The sequence below is a fragment of the Streptomyces sp. NPDC029956 genome (assembly GCF_055574655.1).
This window is the reverse complement of record NZ_JBVHZJ010000022.1, coordinates 48,636-74,254: the sequence shown is the minus strand read 5'-3', so window position 1 is coordinate 74,254 and position 25,619 is coordinate 48,636. Positions and strand designations below refer to the sequence as shown.

The window sequence follows — 25,619 nt, the reverse complement described above, 5'->3', positions numbered from 1 at the left end:
TGTGCGGTGATCACTTCGCGCCGAGGGCCTTCTGCAGCGCGGCGAGGTTGGAGCGCATGACCTCGATGTAGTCATCGCCCTTGGACGTGTCCGTGATTCCCTCCAGCGGGTCGAGCACGTCGGTCTTCAGACCGGTGTCGCCGGCGAGGGTCTTGGCGGTCTTGTCGCTCGCGAGGGTCTCGAAGAAGACGGTGGTGACCTTGTCCTTCTTCGCGACGTCCTGGAGTTCCTTGATCCGGGCGGGGCTCGGCTCGGACTCGGGGTCGATGCCGGAGATGCCCTCCTGGTCCAGGCCGTAGCGCTCGGCGAGGTAGCCGAAGGCGGAGTGGGTGGTGATGAAGGTCTTCGTCGTGGTGTTCTTCAGGCCGTTCGCGAAGTCGGTGTTCAGGTCGCCGAGCTTCTTGACGAGCGCGTCGGTGTTCTTGCGGTAGTCGGCGGAGTTGGCCGGGTCGGCCTTCTCCAGGGCGGTGCCGACGCCCTTGGCGACCTCGGCGTACTTCACGGGGTCGAGCCAGATGTGCGGGTCGGCGCCGGCCTCGGAGCCGTGGTCGTGACCGGCTTCCGCTTCCGTGTGCTCTCCCTCGGCGTGCTCCCCTTCGGCGTGGTCGTGGCCTTCGTGGCCGACCTCGGTGCCGTGGGCCTCGAGCTTCGTGAGGGTGGCGGCGTCGACGGTGTTCTCGACGCCGGCCTGGGCGATCGCGTCGTCGACGGCGGGCTGGACGCCCTTGAGGTAGAGGACGACGTCGGCCTCGCCGAGCTCGCCGATCTGTCGCGGCTTGAGCTCCAGGTCGTGGGGTTCGACGCCGGGCTTGGTGAGCGTGTCGACGGCGACGTGGTCGCCGCCTATCTGCTCGGCCAGGTACTGCATGGGGTAGAACGACGCCACCACGTCCAGCTTGCCGTCACTGCCCTTGTCGGCCGCGTCGGAGGTTCCGGCGCAGGCGGAGAGGGTGACGATGCCGAGGGTGACGGCTGCTGCGGCGGCGGTGCTGGATATGAGGCGGCGACGTACGTTCATGACACTCATTTTCAACAAAACTGGAAACGATTGTCAATTGTCGTACGTGTGGCTCCGCCCACGAGGCCTCTCGCGCGGTCCCCTCACCGAACCGATTTGATACGGGGGGCGTGGGCGCCGGTAACCTGAGGCATTCGCACTTCGTCGTCGTAATGAAGAGAGCACCGTGGCCGCCGACAAGATCGACACCATCGTCAGCCTGAGCAAGCGCCGTGGCTTCGTCTACCCGTGCAGTGAGATCTACGGCGGCCAGAAGGCCGCCTGGGACTACGGACCGCTGGGTGTCGAACTCAAGGAGAACCTGAAGCGTCAGTGGTGGCGTTACATGGTCACCTCGCGCGAGGACGTCGTCGGCATCGACTCGTCGGTCATCCTGGCCACCGAGGTCTGGGAGGCCTCCGGTCACGTCGCGACCTTCACCGACCCGCTCACCGAGTGCACCTCCTGCCACAAGCGCTACCGCGCGGACCACCTGGAGGAGGCGTACGAGGAGAAGCACGGCCGTCTCCCCGAGAACGGCTTCGCCGACCTCAACTGCCCCAACTGCGGCAACAAGGGCACCTTCACCGAGCCCAAGCAGTTCTCCGGTCTGCTCTCCACGCACCTCGGCCCGACCCAGGACACCGGCTCCGTCGCCTACCTGCGTCCCGAGACCGCCCAGGGCATCTTCACCAACTTCGCCCAGGTGCAGACCACCACGCGCAAGAAGCCCCCGTTCGGCATCGCGCAGATGGGCAAGTCCTTCCGGAACGAGATCACTCCGGGCAACTTCATCTTCCGCACGCGCGAGTTCGAGCAGATGGAGATGGAGTTCTTCGTCAAGCCGGGCGAGGACGAGCAGTGGCAGGAGTACTGGATGCAGCAGCGCTGGAACTGGTACACCGGCCTGGGTCTCCGTGAGGAGAACATGCGCTGGTTCGAGCACCCGCAGGAGAAGCTCAGCCACTACTCGAAGCGCACCGCCGACATCGAGTACCGCTTCTCCTTCGGCGGCAGCGAGTGGGGCGAGCTGGAAGGTGTCGCCAACCGCACCGACTACGACCTGAACGCGCACTCCAAGGCCTCCGGCGCCAACCTCACGTTCCTGGAGCAGGAGTCCGGCGAGCGCTACACGCCGTTCGTCATCGAGCCCGCGGCCGGTGTCGGCCGCGCCATGCTCGCCTTCCTGCTCGACGCGTACAACGAGGACGAGGCCCCCAACGCCAAGGGCGTCATGGAGAAGCGCACGGTCCTGCGCCTCGACCACCGCCTGGCCCCGATCAAGGTCGCGGTCCTGCCGCTCTCCCGCAACGCGCAGCTCTCGCCGAAGGCCAAGGGCCTCGCGGCGGACCTGCGCCAGAACTGGAACATCGAGTTCGACGACGCCGGCGCCATCGGCCGCCGCTACCGTCGCCAGGACGAGATCGGCACCCCGTTCTGTGTGACCGTCGACTTCGACACCCTCGAGGACAACGCGGTGACCGTGCGCGAGCGCGACACCATGAAGCAGGAGCGCGTCTCCCTCGACCAGATCCAGGGCTACCTGGGCAGCCGCCTGCTCGGCTGCTGACCTCTGGTCGTCGATCGCTGATCGCGCAGGGGGAAGCCCCCGGTTCCGAGCGGAACCGGGGGCTTCCCCCTGCGTGGGGTCAGGCCGCCTGGGCGGCGGCCGCCTCGGCCTCCGCCTGGCGTCTCGCGCCCTCGGCGGCGCGCCGCTTGCCGAACCAGGCCGTCCACACCCCGAGGACGCCGAGCACGCCGTAGATCATGAGCGGGCTGAGCGTGACCATCGTCGAGGTGTCCAGGGTGTAGGCGAGCCCGACCCGGACGAGCGCCTCGGCCACGTACGCCACGCCCCACACCAGCGTCATCGTGCGCATGGTGGAGCGGAAGCCCTCGTACTGCCACATGCCGTTCCACCAGGCGGTGCTCGCCGGAGTGCCGTCGGTGGCGAACTTGCGCCCGAAGTAGAACATCAGCGGCCGCGGCGCGAGCAGCGTGGCCAGGCAGAGCAGCCCGAACAGGCCCGTCACCCCCGAGTCCTTGACCAGCAGCGCGCGGGCGGTGTGCGCGCCGATCAGCGAGACCAGGGCCGTGATCACCAGGAACACCAGGGTGACCACGGCGAATTCGTCGATCCTGCGGCGCCAGGCCACCATGATCGCGCTGTCCAGGACCGGCCAGGCGCTGCCGGCGAGCAGGGCGGCGAACTCGGACCAACCGTGGTCCTCGGTCAGGATGGTGTACGTGAGGATCGGTGCGACGACATTGAGCCCGATGGTCAGGACCCAGCCGACCGCCGAGGCGGCCCCCGAACGGGCCGGTGGCCCCGGTCGTCCGTCGGTCGTCGTGGCCTGTTCGGCCGAGAGTCGCTCGTGCGCGGACATGGTTCCCCCTGGAGGCGTTCGGGTCGCGGTGGGGGAGAACGCTAGTCAGGCTTCGGACAGGGAACGGGCAAGTCCACGGCAAATGATCTTCAAGCCGGTGCGGGTCAGGCCCGCAGCGCCCGCCGCGTCAGGGAGATGACCGCCGCGAACGCGTCCTCGATGTCCGTGGTCGACCAGTCGGCGGCGTGCGCCGGGTCGTGGAAGCGGTCCGTGGCGTCGAAGACCGCCCGGGCCGTCGTCGCGTAGTCCCGCTCCGGAGCGGCGAACACCCCCTCGCGGTGGCCGTCCTCCACGATGCGGGCGATCTGCTCCACCAGATGGTCCTCGTGCCGGTGGACCACCGCGCTGTTCTCGCCGATCAGCACCTGGAAGGTGGCCATCAGCTCCGGATCGCCGCCGGCCTTGCGGCGCTTGAGGGTGAACAGGGCGGTCAGCCAGCTGGTGAGCCGCTCGTCGGCCGAGCCCGTCGCCTCCACGTACGGCTCGAGGGCGACGATCGTCCGCTCCAGCCACCGCTCGGTCACCGCCTCGCGCAGCGCCGCCTTCGTGCGGAAGTGGCGGTAGACGCTGCCGTGGCTGACGCCGAGGACCCGTGCCACGTCCACGACGGTCGCCTTCGCCGGTCCGTAGCGGCGCAGCACCTCCTCGGTGGCTTCGAGGATGCGCTCGGCGGTCAGGGTCTCGGTGGCGGCCATGGAATGACACTACCTGTCAGCCATCGGGGCTCCGGGGCGCCGGTCAGTGCTCGCTGTCCAGGTGGGCCATCTGCGCCGCCGGGTAGCGGTCGCCGGCCGCCGCGCCCGCCGGGACGGCCTCCTCGATCGCCGCCAGGTCGGCAGCGTCGAGCGTGACGTCCAGGGCACCGAGCGCCTCCGCGAGGCGGTCACGGCGCCGGGCGCCGATCAGCGGGACGATGTCCGCGCCCTGCCGCTCGGCCTGCGCGAGGACCCAGGCGATCGCGGTCTGCGCGACGGTCACGCCCTTGGCCTCGGCGAGCGCCCGCAGTCGGTCGACGAGGTCGAGGTTCCGCCGGAGGTTGTCGCCCTGGAAGCGCGGGCTCATGCCCCGGAAGTCGTTCGCCGCGAGCTCCCGGTCGCGGGTGAAGTGGCCGCTGATCAGGCCGCGCGACAACACTCCGTACGCCGTGACGCCTATGCCCAGCTCCCGGGCGGTCGGCAGGATCTTCTCCTCGATCGACCGGGAGATCAGGGAGTACTCGATCTGGAGGTCCGCGATCGGGGCCACGGCCGCGGCCCGGCGCAGGGTGTCCGCGCCGACCTCGGAGAGTCCGATGTGCCGCACGTGCCCCGCCTCGACCAGTTCGGCGATGGCGCCGACGGTCTCCTCGATCGGCACGTCCGGGTCGACGCGGGCGATGCGATAGATGTCGATGTGGTCGGTGCCGAGCCGCTGGAGCGAGTAGGCCGCGAAGTTCTTCACGGCGGCCGGCCGCCCGTCGTACCCGGTGAAGCCGCCCTCGACCGTGCGCAGGGCACCGAACTTCACGCTGGTCAGCGCCCGCTCACGGGCGGCCGCCGGGGCCGCGCGCAGCGCCTCGGCGATCAGCAGCTCGTTGTGTCCCATCCCGTAGAAGTCGCCGGTGTCGAGCAGGGTCACCCCCGCGTCCAGGGCGGCGTGGATCGTCGCGATCGACTCGGCGCGGTCGCTCTCGCCGTACAGCGCGGACATGCCCATGCAGCCGAGGCCGAGAGCGGAGACCTCGGGCCCGCTGGTGCCGAGCCGGCGGGTGGGGACGGGGCGCCTGGTGGTGGTCATGGCTGTCTCCTCGGATTCGGGAAGCGGTGGATCGATCTGACGCATCAACCATGACATGACCGATGACAGATTTCAATATCTGTCATTCCTTCGAGTGGTGCGGGGAAAACCGAGTGCCCTCGCCCAGGGGCCGGGGTAGCGTCGCCGGCATGTCCTCGTTCTTCCAGATCTACGAGTGAGCGCCGTCTCCGGCAGCCCGAGTCAGACCACCGCCCACCTCACTGACGGGAGAACACCGTGGCGAAGAGCCGCAACAACCTCCTCGGCGTCGGAGGACAGCGCAAGAAGCTGTCCCGCGCCGACCAGCACGGCAACGACCAGAGCCGCACGGCGGCCCGGCGTTCCGCCGACGACCGCAAGCAGGACCTCCTGAAGAAGATGCGCGAGCGCACCCAGGGAGCCGACGCCGCCGGAGCCGACACGGCCGGGACGGCCGGGACCACGGCGGACGCCGCCGGCGCTGACACCGGCGACGCCGCCGGCACCGGCCGGGCGTAGTCACGTCACACCACCGCACGGCGAAGGGCCCGGGGCGTCTCCACGCCCCGGGCCCTTCCGCCGTCCGGCCCGCCTTCGTCCGGCACGGCTTGTTCCGGCCCGCCCGCCTTCCGCTAGGCCACCTTCCTCGGCAGGCGCGCGGAGAGCACCACCGTCACGGCCACCATGGCCAGCTGGACCAGGAGCGTCGTCGTCAGAGCCGTACCCGCGTCCGGGGCCGAGGCCGCGAGGCCCAGGTAGAGGGAGCCCAGGGTGGCGACGCCCAGGGCGAGCGCCGACTGCTGGGTCGTCACCATCACGCCGCTGCCCACTCCCGCGCGTTCCCCCGGGACCTCCGAGAGGATCACCCGGAAGAGCACCGGGAGCTGGAGGCCCTGACCCAGGCCCGCGATCGCCATGCCCGGGAGCAGGATCCCCACCGACAGGTCCGGCCAGGAGCGCCAGACCGTCACCGCGAGCAGCCCGATGCCGACGCCCTGGATCAGCCCGCCGGCCGTCACCACGCGCGTGCCCCAGCGCCGTACCAGCCGGGGACCCGCGAGCGAGGCACCGAAGAAGGCCACCGCCATCGGGACCAGGGCCAGGCCGGAGGCGATCGCGCCCAGGCCGAGGCCCTGCTGGAGAGCGACCGCGATCACGAACATGAAGCCGCCGAAGCCCATGCAGAGCGGCAGCAGCAGCACGAGCCCGCGCCGCAGCGACAGCAGGCCGAGCAGGCTCGGCGGGACCAGCGGCGTGTCGCCGCGGCGGTCCATCCGCCGCTCCACCCGCCAGAACGCCACCGCCGCGAACGGGAACACGGCCAGCGACACCCACGTCCACAGCGGCCAGCCCGCCGCCCGCCCCTCCGTCAGCGGCGCGAGCAGGGTGGTCAGTGCGAGGGCCAGCAGCAGCGTGCCCGGCACGTCCACCGGCGCCGGGCGGTCCGAGCGGGTCTCCGGGACCGTACGGAAGGCCAGGACCAGACCGACCACCGCCACCGGCACGTTCACCAGGAACACCGCACGCCAGCCCGAGCCCGCGAGGTCGGCGGCCACCAGGACCCCGCCCAGGATCTGCCCGGCCACCATGGAGAGCCCCGCGGTCGCCCCGTACAGGCTGAGCGCCTTGGCGCGTCGCGCGCCCTCCGTGGAGGAGTGGATGGTCGCGAGGACCTGCGGCAGCATCAGCGCCGCCGCCGCGCCCTGCGCCACCCGCGCCCCGACCAGCGTCCAGGCGTCCGGGGCGAGGCCGCAGGCGAGCGAGGTCAGCCCGAAGGCCGCCATGCCCGCGAGGAAGAGCCGCCGGCGTCCGAAGAGGTCGCCGAGCCGTCCGCCGAGGACGAGCAGGACGGCGTACGACAGGCCGTACCCGGCGACGACCAGTTCCAGGAGTGCCGGGCCCGCCGCCAGGTCGTGGTCGATCGACGGCAGGGCGACGTTGACGATGAAGAAGTCGATCAGGGGCAGGGCCGCGCCGAGCAGGACGGTGAACAGACCGAGCGAACCGAGGGCCGGTCGGTCGTGGACGAGGGGAGCGGCCCCGGGCGGGGTGCCGCCCGGGGGAGAGGCCGGAGAACGGGGAGAAGCGGAGGTCGTAGTCACGGCATCGACGATCCGCCGCTCCTCAGCCTGGTACCAGAGTGTCTTTATCCTGGTAGAAGGAGTACCTGGCACGGGGCTGACGGGCCCGGCACCCTGGGAGCGTGACGACCATGACGACGGCCGAACCCGGTACGCGGCGACACGAGCTCGCCGCCTTCCTGCGCAGCCGGCGCGAGCGCATCACCCCCGAGCAGGTCGGCCTGCCCCGGGGGCGCCGCCGCCGCACCCCCGGCCTGCGCCGCGAGGAGGTCGCCCACCTCTCCGCCGTCGGCGTCACCTGGTACACCTGGCTGGAGCAGGCCCGCGACATCCAGGTCTCCCCGCAGGTCCTGGACGCCCTCGCCGGAGCCCTGCTGCTCGACCCGACCGAGCGCAGCCACCTCTTCGCCCTCGCCGCCCAGAGCGATCCGCACCCCGAGACGGCCTGCCCGGCCGTCACCCCCGCGCTGCGCGAGCTGCTCCGTCAGCTGGAGCCCGTGCCCGCCTGCGTGCAGAACAGCCGGTACGACTTCCTCGCCTACAACCGCACCTTCGGGCGGCTCTACTGCGACCTGGACGCGCTGCCCCGCGAGGACCGCAACACCCTCTGGCTCGCCTTCACCCACGAGGACTTCCGCGCGGCCTTCGGCGACCTCCCCGACGTCCTGCGCGCGATGGTCGGCAAGCTCCGTGCCTCCATGGCCGAGCACTTGGCCGAACCCGCCTGGAAGGCGCTGGTCCAGCGGCTCCAGGACGCCTCCCCGGAGTTCCGCGAGCTCTGGGACCGGCGCGACGTCGCCGACCTCGCCGGGCGCGCCAAGGTCATCCGGAACTCCCAGGTGGGCGTGCTGCACCTGGAGCACACCAACCTCTGGCTGGGGCCGGCCGCAGGACCGCGCCTCGGCACGTACGTACCCCTCGACGAGGAGTCCCGGGCGCGGCTCGAACAGCTCCTGGAGCTGGTCGTCCAGGAGGAGGCGCAGACGGTCCGGGCCGACCGGGAGGCCCACCCGGACCGCACGGCCCGGGAAAGCCATGCGGCCCGGGAGACCCGCACTGCCCGGGAGTCCCGTACGCCCCGGGAGTCCCAGGGCCTCACGGCTGCCTGAGCGGCAGGTCCGCCCCGTCCGCCGCCTGCGGCTCGTCGTCCGTCTCCAGGCACCGTGCCGTCCGCTCCGCCGTGCGGCGGGCCCACTTTCCGCTGGTCAGCGCGCCGACCGCGAGGACGGCGAGGCCGCAGGCCGTCACCACCCAGTAGCCCGGCCGTGCCGCCGTCACGAAGTCCTCCGGCGACGTCCCCGCGCCCACCCCCGTCGCGAGCACCGTGCCGACGACCGCCACCCCGAGCGTCTGCCCCACCTGGCGGCTCGTCGAGGCCACCGCCGCCGCCACCCCGGCCTGCGCGCGGGGCATCCCCGAGACGGCCGTGTTGGTGATCGGCGCGTTCACCAGGCCGAAGCCGATGCCGAAGGCCACATACCCGGTGAAGAGCAGCGGATCGTGGGTCTCCGCCTCGAAGGCCGCGAAGAGCAGCGCCCCGGTCGCCATCGCCGTGCCCGCGAGCAGCAGGGGAAGGCGGGGTCCACGCGCGCCCGTGAGCCGGCCCGACAGCGGGGCGAAGACGAAGGTCATGCCCGCCATCGGCAGCACATACAGACCGGCGTCCAGGGGGGAGAGCCCGCGCACCTCCTGGAGGTACAGGGTGTTCAGGAACAGGAAGCCGGCGAAGCCCGAGAAGGCGCAGATCGCGACGACGGTGGCCCCGCTGAACGGCGCGCTGCGGAAGAACCGCAGGTCGATCAGGGGTTCGCGGCGCCTCGGCTCGTACACGAGGACCCCGCCGAGCGCCACGGCCGCGATGCCGGCGAAGAGCGGGTCGGTCTCGATGATCGCGTACGTGAGGGAGGCCAGGAGCGTCGCCACCAGGAGCTGCCCGATGGGGTCCGGGCGCCGGGGCCGGGGCGCGCGGGACTCGGGGACGTACCGCAGGGTGAGGAGCAGGGCGCCGAGGGCGACCGGCAGGTTGACCCAGAAGATCGCCCGCCAGCCGACCGACTCGACGAGCACACCGCCCACCAGCGGCCCCAGGGCCAGGGAGATGCCGACCACCGCGCCCCAGACGCCGATGGCACGCGCGCGTGCGGCGGGTTCGGTGAAGGTGTTGGTGATGATCGACATGGCGACCGGGTTGAGCATCGAGCCGCCCACCGCCTGCACCGCCCGGAAGGCGATCAACGTCTCCAGGTTCGGGGCGAGGGAGCAGAGCAGCGAGCCGAGCGCGAAGACGACGAGGCCTGTCACGAAGACCTTGCGGCGGCCGATCCGGTCGGCGGTGGAACCGGCCAGCATCAGCAGTGAGGCCAGGACCAGGGTGTACGCGTCGATGACCCACTGCAGGCCGGACACGGAGGCGTCGAGGTCGTGCCGCAGGGAGGGCAGGGCGACGTTGAGCGCGGTGTTGTCCAGGCTGACGATCAGCAGGCTCGTGCAGCAGATCGCCAGGACGACGAGCTGTCGGCGCCGGGGGAGCTGCGCGCGTGTGAGCTCTGGCATGTTCGGATAGTACGGCTAACTAATGACCGGCGCAGTGCGCGACAATGGGCCAATGACCGCGTTCTCCCCCCTCGCCATCGGGCCGCACATCGTGCAGCCGCCGGTGGTGCTCGCCCCGATGGCCGGCATCACCAACGCCCCCTTCCGTACCCTCTGTCGCGAGTTCAGCGGCGGCAAGGGGCTGTTCGTGAGCGAGATGATCACGACGCGCGCCCTGGTCGAGCGCAACGAGAAGACGATGCAGCTCATCCGCTTCGACGCGACCGAGCAGCCGCGCTCGATCCAGCTGTACGGGGTGGACCCGGTGACGGTCGGCAAGGCCGTGCGGATGATCGTCGACGAGGACCTCGCCGACCACATCGACCTGAACTTCGGCTGCCCGGTCCCCAAGGTGACCCGGAAGGGCGGTGGCTCGGCCCTGCCCTACAAGCGGCCGCTGCTGCGCGCGATCCTCAACGAGGCCGTGGGCAACGCGGGCGACCTGCCGGTCACGATGAAGATGCGCAAGGGCATCGACGACGACCACATCACCTTCCTGGACGCGGGCCGGATCGCCGTGGAGGAGGGCGTCACGGCGATCGCCCTGCACGGGCGGACGGCGGCACAGCACTACGGCGGTACGGCGGACTGGGACGCGATCGCGCGCCTCAAGGAGCACGTGCCGGAGATCCCGGTCCTCGGCAACGGCGACATCTGGTCCGCCGACGACGCCCTGCGGATGATGCGGGAGACGGGCTGCGACGGTGTGGTCGTGGGGCGCGGCTGCCTGGGCCGGCCGTGGCTCTTCGCGGACCTGGTGGCCGGCTTCGAGGGCACGGGCGCTTACGCGGCGCCGGGGCTGCGGGTGGTCGCGGACGCGATGGTGCGGCACGCGCGGCTGCTCGGGGAGTGGCTCGGCGACGAGGCACGCGGTGTCATCGACTTCCGCAAGCATGTGGCCTGGTACCTGAAGGGCTTCTCGGTGGGTTCCGAGATGCGCAAGAGGCTGGCGATCACCTCGTCCCTCGACGAACTGAGCGCTCAGTTGAGCGAGCTGGACCTTGATCAGCCGTGGCCGGTGGGTGCCGACGGTCCTCGGGGTCGTACGTCCGGAAACAACCGAGTTGTCCTGCCTGATGGCTGGTTGAAGGACCCGTATGACTGCTCCGGCGTGAGCGAGGATGCCGAGCTGGACACGTCCGGCGGCTGAGATTCGGCCTTGATTCGGCCTTTCCGGGGGAGTGATCCTCGCCACCCTTGAGGGGGGTGGTGCTCAGATGAGCAGGTTACGAACGGCTGCACCGCCTGAAGGGTGGCACGGGGTGCCACCCTTTTTGCGTTCAAGACTTGAACGCAAGTGCTCGAATGCGCGCTCGTATGAGCGACTTCCCTTTGGTTTGGGTCATGACGCCTTCGGGGCCTGAAAGCGGAAGCTACTTCTCGGTTACTTTCGAAGTGCTGGCGGACGGGTGGTTACGGCCACGTGACCGCTAGGCGTACCTCCCCAGAAGCCTTCGATCTGGGTATGTTCCTCGCCGTCAGGGCAGCCAACCGAGTCATCGAGGAGTCGGGACCCGTGTCGGAAAACAATGATCAGAAGTTCGTGTACGACTTCACCGAGGGCAACAGGGACCTGAAGGACCTGCTCGGTGGCAAGGGCGCGAACCTCGCCGAGATGACCAACCTCGGCCTCCCGGTCCCCCCCGGCTTCACGATCACCACCGAGGCGTGCAAGGTCTACCTCGAGAGCGGCTCGGAGCCGGTCGAGCTCCGCGACGAGGTGAGCGCCCACCTCGACGCCCTCGAGCAGCAGATGGGCAAGAAGCTCGGCCAGGCCGACGACCCGCTGCTCGTCTCGGTGCGTTCCGGGGCGAAGTTCTCCATGCCTGGCATGATGGACACCGTCCTCAACATCGGCCTCTCCGACGAGTCCGTCGTCGGTCTCGCCGCCCAGGCCGACAACGAGCGCTTCGCGTGGGACTCGTACCGCCGGCTCATCCAGATGTTCGGCAAGACCGTCCTCGGCGTCGAGGGCGAGCTCTTCGAGGACGCGCTGGACGAGGCGAAGGCCGCGAAGAAGGTCGCCAGCGACACCGACCTCGACGCCGCCGACCTGAAGAAGGTCGTCGAGCACTTCAAGAAGATCGTGAAGGCCGAGACCGGCCGCGACTTCCCCCAGGACCCGCGTGAGCAGATGGACCTCGCCATCGAGGCCGTCTTCAACTCCTGGAACACCGACCGCGCGAAGCTGTACCGCCGCCAGGAGCGCATCCCGGGCGACCTCGGCACCGCCGTCAACGTCTGCTCGATGGTCTTCGGCAACCTCGGCCCGGACTCCGGCACCGGCGTCGCCTTCACCCGCGACCCCGCCTCCGGCCACGCCGGCGTCTACGGCGACTACCTGCAGAACGCGCAGGGCGAGGACGTCGTCGCCGGTATCCGCAACACCGTGCCGCTGGCCGACCTCGAGTCGATCGACAAGGCGTCGTACGACCAGCTCATGCACATCATGAACACGCTGGAGACCCACTACAAGGATCTCTGCGACATCGAGTTCACCATCGAGCGCGGCCAGCTCTGGATGCTCCAGACCCGCGTCGGCAAGCGCACCGCGGGTGCCGCCTTCCGCATCGCCACGCAGCTCGTGGACCAGGGCCTGATCGACGAGGCCGAGGCGCTCCAGCGCGTCACCGGCGCGCAGCTCGCCCAGCTGATGTTCCCCAAGTTCGACGAGGACGCGAAGGTCGACCAGATCGGGCGCGGCATCGCCGCCTCCCCGGGCGCCGCGGTCGGCAAGGCCGTCTTCGACTCGTACACCGCCGTCAAGTGGTCCCGCTCGGGCGAGAAGGTCATCCTGATCCGCCGCGAGACCAACCCGGACGACCTGGACGGCATGATCGCCGCCGAGGGCATCCTCACCTCCCGCGGCGGCAAGACCTCGCACGCCGCCGTCGTCGCCCGCGGCATGGGCAAGACCTGTGTCTGCGGCGCCGAGGAGCTCGAGGTCGACACCAAGCGCCGCCGGATGACCACCTCCGACGGCCAGGTCGTCGAGGAGGGCGACGTCGTCTCCATCGACGGCTCCACCGGCAAGGTCTACCTCGGTGAGGTACCCGTCGTACCGTCCCCGGTCGTCGAGTACTTCGAGGGCCGCATGCACGCCGGCGCCGACGACGCCGACGAGCTGGTTCAGGCCGTCCACCGGATCATGGCCTACGCCGACCGCGTCCGCCGCCTGCGCGTCCGCGCCAACGCCGACAACGCCGAGGACGCCAACCGCGCCCGCCGCTTCGGCGCCCAGGGCATCGGCCTCTGCCGCACCGAGCACATGTTCCTCGGCGAGCGCCGCCAGTTCGTCGAGCGGCTGATCCTGGCCGACACCGACGTCGAGCGCGACGACGCCCTGGAAGCCCTCCTGCCGCTGCAGAAGACCGACTTCGTCGAGCTCTTCGAGGCCATGGACGGGCTGCCCGTCACGGTCCGGCTGCTCGACCCGCCGCTGCACGAGTTCCTGCCCGACATCACCGAGCTGTCGGTGCGCGTCGCCCTCGCCGAGTCCCGCAAGGAGCCGCACGAGAACGACCTGCGCCTCCTCCAGGCCGTGCACCGCCTGCACGAGCAGAACCCGATGCTGGGTCTGCGCGGCGTGCGCCTCGGCCTGGTCATCCCCGGCCTGTTCACCATGCAGGTCCGGGCGATCGCCGAGGCCGCGGCCCAGCGCATCGACGCCAAGGGCGACCCGCGCGTCGAGATCATGATTCCGCTCGTCGGCACCGTCCAGGAGCTGGAGATCGTCCGCGAGGAGGCCGAGCAGGTCATCGCCGAGGTCCAGGCCCGCACCGGTGTCGAGCTCAAGCTCGCGCTCGGCACCATGATCGAGCTGCCGCGCGCCGCCGTGACCGCCGGTCAGATCGCCGAGGCCGCGGAGTTCTTCTCCTTCGGCACCAACGACCTGACGCAGACGGTCTGGGGCTTCTCCCGCGACGACGTGGAGGCCTCGTTCTTCACCGCGTACCTGGAGAAGGGCATCTTCGGCGTCAGCCCCTTCGAGACCATCGACAAGGACGGTGTCGGCGCGCTCGTGCGCAGCGCCGTCCAGGCCGGCCGCGCCACCCGCCCCGACATCAAGCTCGGTGTCTGCGGCGAGCACGGCGGCGACCCGGAGTCGGTCCACTTCTTCCACGAGGTCGGTCTGGACTACGTCTCCTGCTCGCCCTTCCGGATCCCGGTGGCGCGTCTGGAGGCCGGCCGCGCGGCGGCCGAGTCGAAGGGCAGCGACAGCCGCTGAGTCCTGCTGAACGGGGGGTCAGGAGCGGCGGTCGGGCCCTCCTGAACCCCCGTTCAGCAGCGGGAATCACCGAACCGCTCCGGTACCACCGGGGGCGCCGCCGGTCACCTCATCACCCTCACCGGCGGGCGGCGGCCCCCGGATTCACGGCGACGGGACGGACACCTTTGTGCGGAGGTGTCCGTCCCGTCGTTTGTTTGTTGAGCGGATGTGAGTAGTTGTTCAATTGCCCCTGATTGAATTATTGGCCATTGAACTTCCTCGTTCCCCGCAAAGGATCCACCGCAAAGAATGAGGCGGGCGCGACCCCCGGATCCCCACCCGGAGGCCGCGCCCTTTACCGATGCCGGGCAGGTGAGCCGCAACCTCGCCGACCGCCGCCGGACGGGCAAAGCCCCCCACGGTCTTCACCACGTCACCTCGGTCCTGAAGGTTTCCTGCCCGACCCGTACAGCTTTTCGGTTCCGCCCCCATTGCCGCGATGCTTTTCAACTGTGGCTGAAACACCCTGGTAACGTGCAGTGATGCTGTGCATACTCGTCGTCGGGGGTGGTTGCGAGTGCACAGGTGGGGACGTCATGCTGCGGATTCATTTCACCGGAAACGACCTGGCGGGGGTGCGGACCGCCGCCCGGCCCGATGTTCTGTGGGAAACGATTCTCAGTTTTCACCGTTTAAGGGACCGGCGCGGCCCCGTCGTCTTCGGAGAATGGCGCTCCGAAACCCGCATGCGGCTCGGTGGTGAGACCCGGCTCCTCGCGGCGCTCGTTCCCAGCCGCGGCTATTTCCCCGACTTCCTGACGCCCGCAGAGGGCGTCCACGGGCTCGACGAGGGCCTGGAGGCGATCCGCGCGACCGACTCCGGCCGGCTGCGCGGCGAACTCTCGCTGCTCGCCGCGCACCGCTCCGGCGGGCGGACCGTACCCCATTCGCTGCGCGCCCTCGCCGACGGCGGCGCGGAGCCCTTCGACCGGCTCGTGGGGGCGCTGCGGAGCTATCACCGGGCCGCCGTGGAGCCGTACTGGCCGCACATCAGGGCCCGCGTCGAGGCCGACCGGGCCCGGCGCGGCCGTGCGCTCCTGGACGGCGGCGCCGACGAGCTCCTCGCCTCGCTGCCGCCGATGCTGCGCTGGCGCGCGCCGGTCCTGGAGGCCGACTACCCGGTCGACCGGGACGTCCACCTCGACGGCCGGGGGCTGCTGCTCCAGCCCTCGTACTTCTGCCGGGGGACCCCCGTGGTGCTGCGCGACCCCGCGCTGCCGCCGGTCCTCGTCTACCCGGTCACCCACGGCGAGGCGCCGACGGTGCGCGCGCCGGGCGGCTCTTCGCTCGCCAAGCTGGTCGGCCAGACCCGCTCGGCGGTCCTGCACGCCATCGGCGACGGCGGTACGACGAGCGAGCTCGCCCGCCGAGCCGGGGTGTCGCTGGCCTCGGCGAGCCAGCACGCGGGCGTGCTGCGCGAGGCGGGGCTCATCGCGACCCTCCGGCACGGGAACGCGGTCCTGCACACGCTGACGCCGTTGGGCGCCGCCCTGCTCGGCGGCGCCCAACGGACGGTGGATCTGCGGTGCTACGCACGGAACGGGACGGTCACCTCGTAGGGGACCGCGGGGCGGAGGGGCCCGTCACCGCGACGGGTGTCAGGTGCGCAACGGGCCCGGCACCGCGGGAGCGTCAGGTGCGCAACGGGCCCGGCACCGCGGGAGCGTCAGGTGCGCAACGGGCCCGGCACCGCGGGAGCGTCAGGTGCGGAACGGGCCCGTCACCTCGTAGGTGATGCCGCCGGAGGAGCTGCCGCTCGTGCCGCGCTGGCTGGAGAAGTACAGCCGCCTGCCGTCGGGGGAGAAGGCGGGGCCGGTGATCTCGGAGGAGGACTGGCCGCTGATCCGCAGGAACGGGGCGACGACGTCGTCCGGGGTGATGACGCAGATCTCCATGTTGCCGCCGTCCTCGGCGATGAACAGGTCACCGGAGGAGGAGCCCGTGACGTTGTCGACGCCGGTGAGCGGGGCGGCGCCGCTCGGCACGAGCGAGTCGTCGTACGCCAGCTCATAGGTGTTGGTGGTGAGGTTGAGCTGCCAGAGGCGGTTGTCGCCCTTGGTGGTGAACCAGACGGTGTCGTTGGCGTAGTGGCAGCCCTCGCCGCCGTTGAACTTCTTCGCGCCCGAGACCTGGCTGCGGGTCGCGGTCGGCGAGCCGTCCGGGTCCGGCACGTTCTGCCAGGTGAAGGAGCCGGAGGCGGCGGTGCCCGCGACCATCACCTGGAGGGTGCCGGCGGAGAGGTTGCCCCAGGTGGCGGGGATGAAGCGGTAGAAGCAGCCGCTCGTCTCGTCCTCGGTCAGGTAGACGACCTTGCGGACCGGGTCGGCCGCGGCGGCCTCGTGCTTGAACCGGCCCATCGCGTCCCGGCGGACGGCCGCGTTCACGCCGTACGGATCTGTCTCGTAGACGTACCCGAGGCTGACCTCCTCGCAGGAGAGCCAGGTGTTCCACGGGGTCCTGCCGCCCGCGCAGTTCTGCCGGGTGCCGGACAGGATGCGGTACGCGCCGGTGACGGCGCCCGTCGAGCCGAAGCGCACCGCGCTCGCGCCGCCGCTCGGGTTGATCTCCGAGTTGGACACGTAGATCCACCCGGTGCCGTCGGCGAAGCAGGCGCCGCCGTCGGGGGCGCTGTGCCAGGTGTACGAGGTGCCGGGCACGGTCTGGCCCGACCGTGCGACGACCCGGCTGGTGAAGCCGGCGGGCAGCAGGATGCCGTTGGCGTCCGCCGCGCCGAGGGCGCCGTAGGGGCCGGCGCCGGGCTGCGCGGGGGCCGCGTAGGCGGCGCCGTGCATCAGGGTGCCGCCGAAGGCGGCCGCCGACGTGCCGATGACCGCTCCGCGCAGAAAACTGCGTCGCTCCACGTCTCACTCCTGAGAAGGGTGGTGAACCGCCCCGCCAGTCCGGTCGGCGACGGGGTCGCGCGCTTCCGGAAACTAGAAGTACGGAATTGACAGTGCATCAACAAGCGGTGAAGGGGAGGAGACGGGTGTCGGGCGGGCGGCCTCGCCGGGCGGAACGGGAGCTCTGCGGGACGGGAATCCTGCCCGGCCGGAGTCGTGTGGGACGGGAATCCTGCCCGGCCGGAGTCGTGTGGGACCGGAATCCTGCCCGGCCGGAGCCCTGCCCGGCCGGAGCCCTGCCCGGCAGGAGTCCCGCGAGTCGGGAGCCCCGCGAGTCGGAAGTCCTGCGGGTCGGAAGTCCTGCGGGTCGGGAGCCTCGCCCGGCGGGAGTCCTGAGGGGCGGGGGACCTTCGGCACTACGGGTCCGGCCGGCGCGGCGGGCACACTGGGGGTATGCGTGCCACCCGGGATGTCAGTGGTCGGGGCGACCTCGACGTGTTGTTGCGGCGGTTCTACACCGCCGCCTTCGCCGACCCGCTCATCGGGCCGTTCTTCACCGAGCTCGCCGGGACCGATCTCGAGGTGCATCTGCCGCGCATCACCGACTTCTGGGAGCGCGCCCTCTTCCGCACCGCCGACTACGGGCGGGACGCCTTCGCCCCGCACGCCGCACTCCACTCCGCCCGGCCCCTCACCGCCGCCCACTTCGGGCGCTGGGTGCAGCTCTGGCACGCCACCGTCGACGGCCTCCACACCGGGCCGCTGGCCGAGCGGGCCAAGGCGCAGGGCGAGCGGATCGCCCTCGCGATGCTGCGGCGGCTCGCCGGGCCGGGGGCCGGGACGGAGGGCACGGGCGGCGGGTTCGTACCGTTGGCGGCCCTTGAGCTGCGCTCCGCGGCCTGAGCGAAAAAGATCCTCGGGAGAGCGATGAGTTACGGGCGGGACGCCCGTCCTACCTCTTGAAAGCGCCGGAGCGGCCGAAGCGACCGGAGCGAACGCAAGGGAAGAGAGAGCGCATCATGGCCCCGCAGATGATCTTCGTGAACCTGCCCGTCAAGAGTGTCGACGCCAGCAGGGCCTTCTTCGAGAAGCTCGGCTTCTCCCACAACCCGCAGTTCAGCGACGAGTCGACCGCCTGTGTGGTCTTCAGCGACACGATCTTCGCGATGCTCCTCGAAGAGGGCAAGTTCAAGTCCTTCATGGCCCCCGGCAAGGAGATCTCCGACGCCACCAAGGCCACCGAGGTCCTGGTCACCCTCAGCGCCGAGAGCCGCGAGAAGTGCGACGAGCTCGCCGACGCCGCCCTCGCCGCCGGCGGCACGCCCGCGAAGGAGGCGATGGACATGGGCTTCATGTACGGCCGCTCCTTCACGGACCTGGACGGCCACCACTGGGAGGTCTTCTGGATGGACCCGGCGGCCGCCCAGGGCTAGGTCCTGTCGTCAGGCGGAGACGCCGCCGTCGATCACCAGGTCCGTGCCGACGGCGGAGCCGGCCGCGTCCGACGCGAGGTACAGCACGGCCGCCGCGACCTCCGCGGCCGAGGAGATCCGGCCCAGCGGAGACTCCTGCTTCATCCGGACCTCCCGCTCGGCCTCGGTCTCGCCCGGCCGCAGCGACATCGTGGACTCCGAGGCGCCGGGGCTGACCGCGTTGATCCGGACCCCGTCGGCGATGTGGTCCAGGGCCGCGGCCCTGGTCAGCGCCGACACGGCGGCCTTCGAGACCTGGTAGCCGAAGACCCCGGGGATCCGGATGTGCGGGCCCAGGTTCGACGCGATGTTCACGATCGCCCCGCCCCCGTGCGCCCGCATGTGCGTCACCTCGGCCTGCAGGGCGTGCAGCACCCCGGTGACGTTGATGTCGAGCAGTGTCCGCCAGTCGTCCAGGGGGAAGTCGGCGGCGCTGTGGCCGCCCCGGAAGACCCCCGCGTTGTTCACGGCCACGTCGAGACCGCCGTAGACCTCGACCGTGCGCCGGACCAGCTCCCGTACGGATCCGGCGTCGGCCACATCGGCCGTGACGGCGGCGGCGGTGCCCCCGGCGGCCTCGATCAGGCCGACCGTCCCCTCCAGCGGCGCGGCGGTGCGGCCTGCGACGACGACCTTCGCGCCCTCGGCGGCGAAGGCGAGCGCGATGGCCCGGCCGAGACCGGAACCGGCCCCGGTGACGAGGACGACGCGGTCGGTGAAGCGTGCGTTCATGTGAGTCGACTCCCGTGTGAGTGCGTGTTACTTGACGCGGATCGTGGTGACGGCGAGGGCGGTGAAGAGGACGGCGGCCGCCGCCAGCGACACCGCGTCCCCGCCGAGGGTGAGCAGTGCGGCGAAGAGCACGGTCGGGCCGAGCTCCATCGCCGTGTTCAGGACGCCGCCCGCGAGGCCCGCCCGGTGCGCGGGGACGCCCTCGGTGGCCAGTACCGCGGCGGCCGAGAAGGACAGGGCGCCGCCGGCGGGCAGCAGGAGCAGGCCGGGGAGCAGCCCGTACGCGTACGGCACCGAGGTGTCGAAACCGGTCGCGGCGAGCAGCCCGAGCCCGGCCGCCGCCGTACCGAGCCCGGTCGCGGTCACCCGGCCGGGGCCGTACCGCCCGATCAGCGGGCCCGCCAGCCGTCCCGAGCCCAGCAGGGCGACCGCGAAGGGCACGAAGGCGGCGGAGGTCCGCAGCTCGTCCCAGCCGCGCTGCTGCTGGAAGGAGAGGGAGAGCAGGATGAAGACGGTGGCCGTGCCGGCTGCCGTGAGACCGATCGCCGCCAGGCCCAGACTCCGGCGGCCGTCGCGCAGGAAGTCCGGGGGCAGCAGCGGGTCGGCGGTGCGCCGCTCGACCGCCCCGAAGGCCGCCAGGAGGACCAGCCCGGACAGGAGAGGGACCAGGACCGGGGCGGAGCCCCACGCGTGGGCGTCGGTGAGGACGAGCCCGAAGCTGGCGAGGGTGATCCCGGCGGTGGCGAGCAGGGCGCCGGGGAGGTCGAGGGACCGGTGGTTCGGGGGGCGGCCGGGCCGGGGTACGGTCCCGGGCGCCGTCCCGGGCAGTGCGCGCGGCGCCAGGAGGAGGGCCGCGACGGTCACCGCCACCGGGACCGCGAACGTGCCGCGCCAGGACGTGGCCGCCGCGATGACCCCCGAGAGCAGGTTCCCCGCGGTCGCGCCCAGCACGGAGAGCCCGCCCCAGGAGGCCATCGCCCTTCCGTACGCGGCCGGTTCGGGGAACAGGGACCGGAGCACCGCCATCGCCGCCGGGGCGACGAGCGCCGCGCCGACGCCCTGCCCGAACCGGGCGGCGAGCAGCGCCTCGTACCCGGGGGTGAGCGGTGCGAGGGCGGAGGCCGCGCCGAAGACCAGCAGTCCCGCGGTGAGGATCCGGCGCCCGCCGAAGTGGTCGGCGAGCCGCCCGCCGAAGAGCAGCAGGCCGGCGAAGGTCAGGCCGTAGGCGGCGCTGAGCAGGATCAACTGGGCGCGTTCGAGGTGGAATTCGGCGCCGATGCGGGGGAGGGGTACGGCCAGGGAGGCGAGCGTGAAGATGAGGGTCATCTGCACGGCCGCGAGGAGGGCGAAGCCTCCGCGGGTACGGCTCCCCGGCGCGGGGCCTCCGCGGGTACGGCTCCCGGGTGCGCGGCCTCCGCGGGTGCGGCGTCCGCCGCCGGTGACCCCGTCGGGTTCCCGCACCTTCGTCGATGACATTCCATCCCCCTGTACTTGACCGTACATTCCAAAATAAGCGCCTGAGAAAGGGCGCCCCCCGTGGGCGCCCTTTCCTTCGGTCCGGCCGGCTCAGTCCAGCAGGCCCAACGCCTGTTCTGCCGCGTCCCGGACCCTGGCCGGGTCGCTCGACGCCTTGCCGACCACCCGGATCCCCTGGAGCAGCACCAGGAGCATGCGCGCCAGGGCGCGCGGGTCCCGGTCGCCCGGGAGCTCGCCCCCGGCCCGGGCCCGGGTGAGCGCCCCGTACAGCAGCGTCTCGATCTGCTCCCAGCTGAGCTCGACCCGGCGGGCCACCGCGGTGTCGTGCGGACCCAGTTCCGCTGCCGAGTTGGTGACGAAACAGCCGTTCCGCCGCTCGTCGTCGGCCGACGCCTCGGCGGCGAAGCGGCGGACGAGCGCCCGGACGGCCGGCAGGGCCGGGCCCGGCGAGGACAGCTCCTCGACGATCAGCGGATCGCGGGTCTCCAGGTAGCGGTCCATCGCCTTCAGGTACAGCGCGTGCTTGTTCCCGAAGGTGGCGTAGATGCTGGCCCGGCCGACGCCGAGGTGCTCCACGAGGTCCGACATCGTCGTCGCCTCGTAGCCGCGCGCCCAGAACAGCTCGAGTGCGGCCTGGAGCGCGGCGTCGGGGTCGAATTCCTTGCTCCTGGCCACAAGAGGACCGTACGACTATCTGGAACGATCGGTCAAGTTACTTCGCTCGCACCGGATACACCGCCACCGTGACCTCGTCGTCGTCCAGGCACCGCCCCGTCTCCAGGTCGAAGCGCTGCTTCAGGAGCGGAGAGGCCACGAACGGCCGCCCGTCCGCCGAGCCGACGAGCCCGCGGGAGAGCACCTGCGCCCCCGTGAACGGGTCGCGGTTGTCGATCGCGTACGTCCGGCCCGACCGGTCCCGGAAGACCGCCGCCTGCCGGCCGTCCGGCAGCAGCGCGGCCACGCCCCGGCCCGGGGTCAGCCGGGCCTCCTCGCAGACCGTCACCCAGGAGTCGGGGTCGGGGGAGATCTCGAGCGTCGTCGTGGTGAGCGTCGTGAGGGTCGTCATCGGGAGGAAGCCCCTTCCAGCGTGCTGTTCGTCCTGCCGAGCGTCAGGAACGTGAGATCCGGCTTGATCTGGTCGCGCTCCGGGACGAAGCGGACCGAGGGGTCCGGTGCCTCCGGCGCGTTCACGAAGGAGACGAAGCGCCGCAGCCGCTCCGGGTCGTCCAGGGTCTGCGCCCACTCGTCCTGGTAGTCGGCGACGTGCGCCGCCATCAGCGCCTCCAGCTCGTCGCAGAGCCCGAGCGAGTCGTGCACCACCACGTCCTTGAGGTGGTCGAGCCCGCCCTCCAGGCGCTCCAGCCAGGTCGACGTCCGCTCCAGGCGGTCCGCCGTCCGGATGTAGAACATCAGGAACCGGTCGATCAGGCGCACCAGTTCGGCGTCGGAGAGGTCCTGGGCGAGCAGGTCCGCGTGGCGCGGGGTCGCGCCGCCGTTCCCTCCGACGTAGAGGTTCCAGCCGTTGGCCGTCGCGATGATCCCGAAGTCCTTCGACTGCGCCTCGGCGCACTCGCGGGCGCAGCCGGAGACCGCCGACTTGAGCTTGTGCGGGGCGCGCAGGCCCCGGTAGCGCAGCTCCAGCTGGATCGCCATCTTCACCGAGTCCTGGACGCCGTACCGGCACCAGGTCTGCCCCACGCAGGACTTGATCGTCCGCAGCGCCTTGCCGTACGCGTGCCCCGACTCGAAGCCCGCGTCCACCAGCCGGGTCCAGATCGACGGGAGCTGGTCCACCCGGGCGCCGAAGAGGTCGATCCGCTGGCCGCCGGTGATCTTCGTGTAGAGGCCGAAGTCGCGGGCCACCTCGCCGATCACGATCAGCTTGTCCGGGGTGATCTCACCGCCGGGGATGCGCGGCACGACCGAATACGAGCCGTTGCGCTGCATGTTGGCGAGGAAGTGGTCGTTGGTGTCCTGGAGGGATGCCTGCTCGCCGTCCAGGATGTAGCCGTTGTTGAGGCTGGCGAGGATCGAGCCGACGGTCGGCTTGCAGACCTCGCAGCCCTCGCCGCCGCGCGACTCCTCCCGCCCGTGCGAGTCGAGCAGGGCGGCGAAGGAGGTCACCCGCAGGGCGCGGGCGATCTCATACAGCTCGCTCCGGGTGTACGAGAAGCAGCCGCACAAGCCCTTGTCGGTCGGCGCCGGCAGCAGCTTCTCGATGACCTTCACGCAACTGCCGCAGCCCGTACCGGCCTTGGTGCACTTCTTCACCTCGGCGAGCGAGGAGCACTCGCCGATCGCGTGCTTCGTCACGTTGTGGCAGGAGCAGATCACCGCGTCGTCCGGCAGCGCCGAGGGCCCCAGCGCCACCGGTGCGCCCGCGCCCGCCGGAAGGACCAGCTGCTCGGCGGAGACCGGCGGCACGGTGCCGGTGAGCGGGCGGAGCAGACCGTACTGCTCGGCGTCGCCGACCAGGACACCGCCGAGGAGGACGCCGTCGCCGCTCACGACCAGCTTCTTGTAGACGCCCGAGCGGGAGTCGGAGTACACGACGTCGAGGCAGCCCTCGGTCGTGCCGTGCGCGTCGCCGAAGGACGCGACGTCCACGCCGAGCAGCTTCAGCTTCGTCGACATGTCGGCGCCGGTGAAGCCGTCGCCCTCGCCCGCCTCCTCCGCCAGGGTCGCGGCCACCGTCTGCGCCATCTCGTAGCCCGGCGCGACCAGGCCGTACACCCGCCCGTCGGAGGCGAGCGCGCACTCGCCGATCGCGAAGACCGCCGGGTCGGAGGTGCGGCACTGCTCGTCGACCGCGATGCCGCCGCGCTCCCCGACGGTCAGTCCGCAGTCGCGGGCCAGCTGGTCCCGGGGCCGTACACCGGCCGAGAACACGACCATGTCCGTGGCCACTTCGGAGCCGTCCGACAGCTTCATGCCCGTGACCGAGCCGTCCGCCGTCACGACCTCCTGCGTGCCCGTCCCCGTGTGGACGGTCAGCCCCATCCGCTCGATCGTGCGCAGCAGCGCGGCGCCGCCGCCCTCGTCGACCTGCACCGGCATCAGCCGCGGCGCGAACTCCACGACGTGGGTGTCGAGTCCGAGGCCCTTGAGCGCGCCGGCCGCCTCCAGACCGAGCAGGCCGCCGCCGACGACCGCGCCGGTCGTCGCGGTCTTCGCGTACTCCTCGATGGCGAGCAGGTCCTCGATCGTCCGGTAGACGAAACAGCCGCGGGCGTCCTTGCCGGGCACCGGCGGGACGAAGGGGTACGAGCCGGTGGCGAGGACGAGCGAGTCGTACGCGAAGACCTGCCCGGAGCGGGCGGTGACCGTACGGGCCTCCCGGTCCACGGACTCCGCCGGATCGCCCACGTACAGCTCGATGCCGTGCTTCTCCATGAAGCCCGCCTCGACCATCGAGAGGTCGTCCGGGGTCTTGCCGGAGAAGTACGAGGTCAGCTGGACGCGGTCGTAGGCGGGGCGCGGCTCCTCGCAGAGGACGACGATCCTGGCCCGCTCGGTGACACCGCGGTCGGCGAGCGACTCCAGGAACCGCTGGCCGACCATTCCGTGGCCGACCAGGACGATGGTGGGGGTGGTCATGAGGAGCCTCCGTCGTGGGTGAGCAGGTGCAGCAGGGGGGCCTCGTCGGGCAGGGCTTCGTCGCCCTCCCAGGCCCGGGCGAGCGTGCCGACGGCGGCCAGATCGCCGAGGAGGACGCCACCGACGAGACGGTCTCCGCGGACGACGACCTTGCGGTAGGCGCGGCGGGTGGCATCGGTGAGCTGGACGACGTCGTCGCCGGGGAGAGCGGTGGTCTCGCCGAAGGCGGCGAGGTCGAGGGGTTCGGCGCCGCCGAGGGTGAGGCGGGTGAGGGCGCGGGTGCCGGTGTACCGCCCCGCGGTGGGTGCGACGGCCGGCGCCCCGGACCCCAGCCCCGTGGTGCCCGTCCGTCCCGCCCTGGAGGACGGAGCCGGGGTGGCCGCGCGGAGCGGGGCCGCGGGCGCCGTCGATTCCGCCAGCAGCAGGTCCGCCAGCGCGTCCGCCTGTTCCAGCGCGGGGCCCGCCAGGCCGTAGACGTGGCCCGCGTGTTCCGCGCAGTCGCCGATCGCGTGGATGGACGGATCCGATGTGCGCAGGGAGTCGTCGACCACGATGCCCGTGGACACCGCGAGGCCCGCCTCCCTCGCCAGGGCCACCCTCGGGCGGACCCCGCACGCCAGGACCACGACCTGCGCGTCGAGGACGAAGCCGTCGGCCAGTTCGACCGCCGTGACCTCGCCGTCCCGCTGCCGCAGACCGCTCACCCGGCACTCGGTGTGCACCTCGACGCCGAGGGACTCGACGTGCTCGTGCAGCAGGTCCGACGCGGCCGCGTCCAGCTGGCGCTCCATCAGGCGCTCGCCCTGCTGGGTGAGCACCACCTCCGCACCCAGCGCGGCCAGGGCCCGTGCCGCCGAGACCCCGAGGAGGCCGCCGCCGATGACCACCGCCCGCGCCCCGGGCCGTACCCGGTCGCGCAGCGCCAGGCAGTCGTCGAGCGTACGGAAGGCGTGGACGCCCTCCGGCAGCCCCGCCCCGCCCGGGCCGCGCAGTCCGCGCAGCGGGGGGAGCACCGGGTTGGAGCCCGTGGCCAGGACCAGCCGGTCGTAGCCGACGAGCGAGCCGTCCGCGCACTCCACCGTCCGCGCCGCCCGGTCGATCCGCACCGCCCGCACCCCGAGCCGTACCGGCTCGCGGGTCCCGGGCAGGGCGATGACCTCGGGGGCGTACCGCCCGGCGAGGACGTCGGCGAGCAGCACCCGGTTGTACGGGGCGTGCGACTCCTCGCCGAGGAGGGTGACGGGCAGGCGCTGGGCGAGCCGGGCGCCCGCCGTTCCGCCCCCGACCACCACGATCCGTGTACTCATACCGGGAAGCGTGCGCGGCCGGTGTTACCCGACGGCATCCCGACTGTTTCCCGTACGGAACGCTGATCTCCGTCCCCGGCCCCGTCCGCTGTGAGGCCGGGCGGGACGGCCGT

General features: G+C 71.6%; 21 protein-coding genes. 8 read left to right on the top strand and 13 right to left on the bottom strand.

What is annotated here, in order from left to right; translation table 11 throughout:
• Positions 1–10: 10 nt before the first annotated feature.
• Positions 11–1,018 (bottom strand): metal ABC transporter solute-binding protein, Zn/Mn family, encoded by a 1,008-nt coding sequence (locus ACZ4XX_RS19480; RefSeq protein WP_468509092.1) that lies wholly within the window; start codon positions 1,016–1,018, stop codon positions 11–13.
• A 166-nt stretch (positions 1,019–1,184) separates the two neighbouring features.
• Between ACZ4XX_RS19480 and ACZ4XX_RS19475 the strand changes: the two genes are divergently transcribed.
• Complete coding sequence (locus tag ACZ4XX_RS19475; protein WP_468509091.1) at positions 1,185–2,567, top strand: glycine--tRNA ligase; 1,383 nt, start codon at positions 1,185–1,187, stop codon at positions 2,565–2,567.
• A gap of 79 nt (positions 2,568–2,646) precedes the next feature.
• Here the strand turns inward: ACZ4XX_RS19475 and ACZ4XX_RS19470 are convergent, their stop codons facing one another.
• The 3 genes from ACZ4XX_RS19470 to ACZ4XX_RS19460 all read right to left on the bottom strand — a co-directional run bounded on the left by ACZ4XX_RS19470 (position 2,647) and on the right by ACZ4XX_RS19460 (position 5,160).
• Positions 2,647–3,384, bottom strand: coding sequence for a VC0807 family protein (locus ACZ4XX_RS19470; RefSeq protein WP_468509090.1), 738 nt, complete (start codon positions 3,382–3,384; stop codon positions 2,647–2,649).
• A gap of 104 nt (positions 3,385–3,488) precedes the next feature.
• On the bottom strand, positions 3,489–4,079 hold the full coding sequence (locus tag ACZ4XX_RS19465) for a TetR/AcrR family transcriptional regulator (protein ID WP_468509089.1): 591 nt from the start codon (positions 4,077–4,079) through the stop codon (positions 3,489–3,491).
• A 43-nt stretch (positions 4,080–4,122) separates the two neighbouring features.
• Positions 4,123–5,160, bottom strand: a complete 1,038-nt coding sequence (locus ACZ4XX_RS19460) for an aldo/keto reductase (protein WP_468509088.1) — start codon at positions 5,158–5,160, stop codon at positions 4,123–4,125.
• A gap of 237 nt (positions 5,161–5,397) precedes the next feature.
• On the opposite strand from ACZ4XX_RS19460, the gene ACZ4XX_RS19455 reads away from it, so the two are divergent.
• Positions 5,398–5,658 carry a DUF6243 family protein gene (locus ACZ4XX_RS19455; protein WP_468509087.1) on the top strand — a complete coding sequence of 87 codons (261 nt, stop codon included), beginning with the start codon at positions 5,398–5,400 and terminating at the stop codon, positions 5,656–5,658.
• Between the two features lie 113 nt (positions 5,659–5,771).
• On the opposite strand, the gene ACZ4XX_RS19450 is transcribed toward ACZ4XX_RS19455, so the two are convergent.
• A complete protein-coding gene (locus tag ACZ4XX_RS19450) occupies positions 5,772–7,241 on the bottom strand; it encodes an MFS transporter (RefSeq protein ID WP_468509086.1) in 1,470 nt (489 codons plus the stop codon).
• A gap of 110 nt (positions 7,242–7,351) precedes the next feature.
• On the opposite strand from ACZ4XX_RS19450, the gene ACZ4XX_RS19445 reads away from it, so the two are divergent.
• Positions 7,352–8,329 (top strand): MmyB family transcriptional regulator, encoded by a 978-nt coding sequence (locus tag ACZ4XX_RS19445; RefSeq protein WP_468509134.1) that lies wholly within the window; start codon positions 7,352–7,354, stop codon positions 8,327–8,329.
• Here ACZ4XX_RS19445 and ACZ4XX_RS19440 read toward each other — a convergent pair.
• Positions 8,316–9,773, bottom strand: coding sequence for an MFS transporter (locus tag ACZ4XX_RS19440; protein WP_468509085.1), 1,458 nt, complete (start codon positions 9,771–9,773; stop codon positions 8,316–8,318). The genes ACZ4XX_RS19445 and ACZ4XX_RS19440 overlap by 14 nt on opposite strands.
• Positions 9,774–9,825: 52 nt before the next feature.
• Between ACZ4XX_RS19440 and dusB the strand changes: the two genes are divergently transcribed.
• From dusB to ACZ4XX_RS19425, 3 genes are all read left to right on the top strand, one after another.
• Positions 9,826–10,962 carry a tRNA dihydrouridine synthase DusB gene (gene dusB, locus ACZ4XX_RS19435; RefSeq protein WP_468509084.1) on the top strand — a complete coding sequence of 379 codons (1,137 nt, stop codon included), beginning with the start codon at positions 9,826–9,828 and terminating at the stop codon, positions 10,960–10,962.
• A gap of 366 nt (positions 10,963–11,328) precedes the next feature.
• Entirely contained in the window at positions 11,329–14,040 is a 2,712-nt protein-coding gene (gene ppdK, locus ACZ4XX_RS19430) for a pyruvate, phosphate dikinase (RefSeq protein ID WP_468509083.1), read from the top strand.
• 578 nt (positions 14,041–14,618) lie between these two features.
• On the top strand, positions 14,619–15,641 hold the full coding sequence (locus ACZ4XX_RS19425) for an ArsR/SmtB family transcription factor (protein ID WP_468509082.1): 1,023 nt from the start codon (positions 14,619–14,621) through the stop codon (positions 15,639–15,641).
• 141 nt (positions 15,642–15,782) lie between these two features.
• Here ACZ4XX_RS19425 and ACZ4XX_RS19420 read toward each other — a convergent pair whose 3' ends face one another.
• Positions 15,783–16,943 (bottom strand): PhoX family protein, encoded by a 1,161-nt coding sequence (locus tag ACZ4XX_RS19420; protein WP_468509081.1) that lies wholly within the window; start codon positions 16,941–16,943, stop codon positions 15,783–15,785.
• A gap of 432 nt (positions 16,944–17,375) precedes the next feature.
• On the opposite strand from ACZ4XX_RS19420, the gene ACZ4XX_RS19415 reads away from it, so the two are divergent.
• Positions 17,376–17,825, top strand: a complete 450-nt coding sequence (locus ACZ4XX_RS19415; RefSeq protein WP_468509080.1) for a group III truncated hemoglobin — start codon at positions 17,376–17,378, stop codon at positions 17,823–17,825.
• 116 nt (positions 17,826–17,941) lie between these two features.
• Positions 17,942–18,355, top strand: a complete 414-nt coding sequence (locus tag ACZ4XX_RS19410) for a VOC family protein (protein WP_468509079.1) — start codon at positions 17,942–17,944, stop codon at positions 18,353–18,355.
• Between the two features lie 9 nt (positions 18,356–18,364).
• On the opposite strand, the gene ACZ4XX_RS19405 is transcribed toward ACZ4XX_RS19410, so the two are convergent.
• From ACZ4XX_RS19405 to ACZ4XX_RS19380, 6 genes are all read right to left on the bottom strand, one after another.
• Positions 18,365–19,126 (bottom strand): SDR family NAD(P)-dependent oxidoreductase, encoded by a 762-nt coding sequence (locus ACZ4XX_RS19405; RefSeq protein ID WP_468509078.1) that lies wholly within the window; start codon positions 19,124–19,126, stop codon positions 18,365–18,367.
• Between the two features lie 27 nt (positions 19,127–19,153).
• Positions 19,154–20,602, bottom strand: a complete 1,449-nt coding sequence (locus ACZ4XX_RS19400) for an MFS transporter (RefSeq protein ID WP_468509077.1) — start codon at positions 20,600–20,602, stop codon at positions 19,154–19,156.
• A gap of 90 nt (positions 20,603–20,692) precedes the next feature.
• A complete protein-coding gene (locus ACZ4XX_RS19395; RefSeq protein ID WP_468509076.1) occupies positions 20,693–21,277 on the bottom strand; it encodes a TetR/AcrR family transcriptional regulator in 585 nt (194 codons plus the stop codon).
• Positions 21,278–21,314: 37 nt separating this feature from the next.
• Positions 21,315–21,668: a nitrite reductase small subunit NirD gene (gene nirD, locus ACZ4XX_RS19390; RefSeq protein WP_468509075.1), complete on the bottom strand. Its 354-nt coding sequence runs from the start codon at positions 21,666–21,668 to the stop codon at positions 21,315–21,317.
• Positions 21,665–24,199: a nitrite reductase large subunit NirB gene (gene nirB / locus ACZ4XX_RS19385; protein WP_468509074.1), complete on the bottom strand. Its 2,535-nt coding sequence runs from the start codon at positions 24,197–24,199 to the stop codon at positions 21,665–21,667. The genes nirD and nirB overlap by 4 nt, the downstream gene beginning before the upstream one ends.
• Positions 24,196–25,506: an NAD(P)/FAD-dependent oxidoreductase gene (locus ACZ4XX_RS19380; protein WP_468509073.1), complete on the bottom strand. Its 1,311-nt coding sequence runs from the start codon at positions 25,504–25,506 to the stop codon at positions 24,196–24,198. Before ACZ4XX_RS19380 ends, nirB begins: the two co-directional genes overlap by 4 nt.
• Positions 25,507–25,619: the final 113 nt, after the last annotated feature.

Coding starts and splice junctions, on each gene's coding strand:
- ACZ4XX_RS19480 (WP_468509092.1), bottom strand. CDS start 1,018: ATGAACGTACGTCGCCGCCTCATATCCAGCACCGCCGCCGCAGCAGCC.
- ACZ4XX_RS19470 (WP_468509090.1), bottom strand. CDS start 3,384: ATGTCCGCGCACGAGCGACTCTCGGCCGAACAGGCCACGACGACCGAC.
- ACZ4XX_RS19465 (WP_468509089.1), bottom strand. CDS start 4,079: ATGGCCGCCACCGAGACCCTGACCGCCGAGCGCATCCTCGAAGCCACC.
- ACZ4XX_RS19460 (WP_468509088.1), bottom strand. CDS start 5,160: ATGACCACCACCAGGCGCCCCGTCCCCACCCGCCGGCTCGGCACCAGC.
- ACZ4XX_RS19445 (WP_468509134.1), top strand. CDS start 7,352: ATGACGACGGCCGAACCCGGTACGCGGCGACACGAGCTCGCCGCCTTC.
- ACZ4XX_RS19440 (WP_468509085.1), bottom strand. CDS start 9,773: ATGCCAGAGCTCACACGCGCGCAGCTCCCCCGGCGCCGACAGCTCGTC.
- dusB (WP_468509084.1), top strand. CDS start 9,826: ATGACCGCGTTCTCCCCCCTCGCCATCGGGCCGCACATCGTGCAGCCG.
- ACZ4XX_RS19425 (WP_468509082.1), top strand. CDS start 14,619: ATGCTGCGGATTCATTTCACCGGAAACGACCTGGCGGGGGTGCGGACC.
- ACZ4XX_RS19415 (WP_468509080.1), top strand. CDS start 17,376: ATGCGTGCCACCCGGGATGTCAGTGGTCGGGGCGACCTCGACGTGTTG.
- ACZ4XX_RS19410 (WP_468509079.1), top strand. CDS start 17,942: ATGGCCCCGCAGATGATCTTCGTGAACCTGCCCGTCAAGAGTGTCGAC.
- ACZ4XX_RS19405 (WP_468509078.1), bottom strand. CDS start 19,126: ATGAACGCACGCTTCACCGACCGCGTCGTCCTCGTCACCGGGGCCGGT.
- ACZ4XX_RS19400 (WP_468509077.1), bottom strand. CDS start 20,602: ATGTCATCGACGAAGGTGCGGGAACCCGACGGGGTCACCGGCGGCGGA.
- nirD (WP_468509075.1), bottom strand. CDS start 21,668: ATGACGACCCTCACGACGCTCACCACGACGACGCTCGAGATCTCCCCC.
- nirB (WP_468509074.1), bottom strand. CDS start 24,199: ATGACCACCCCCACCATCGTCCTGGTCGGCCACGGAATGGTCGGCCAG.
- ACZ4XX_RS19380 (WP_468509073.1), bottom strand. CDS start 25,506: ATGAGTACACGGATCGTGGTGGTCGGGGGCGGAACGGCGGGCGCCCGG.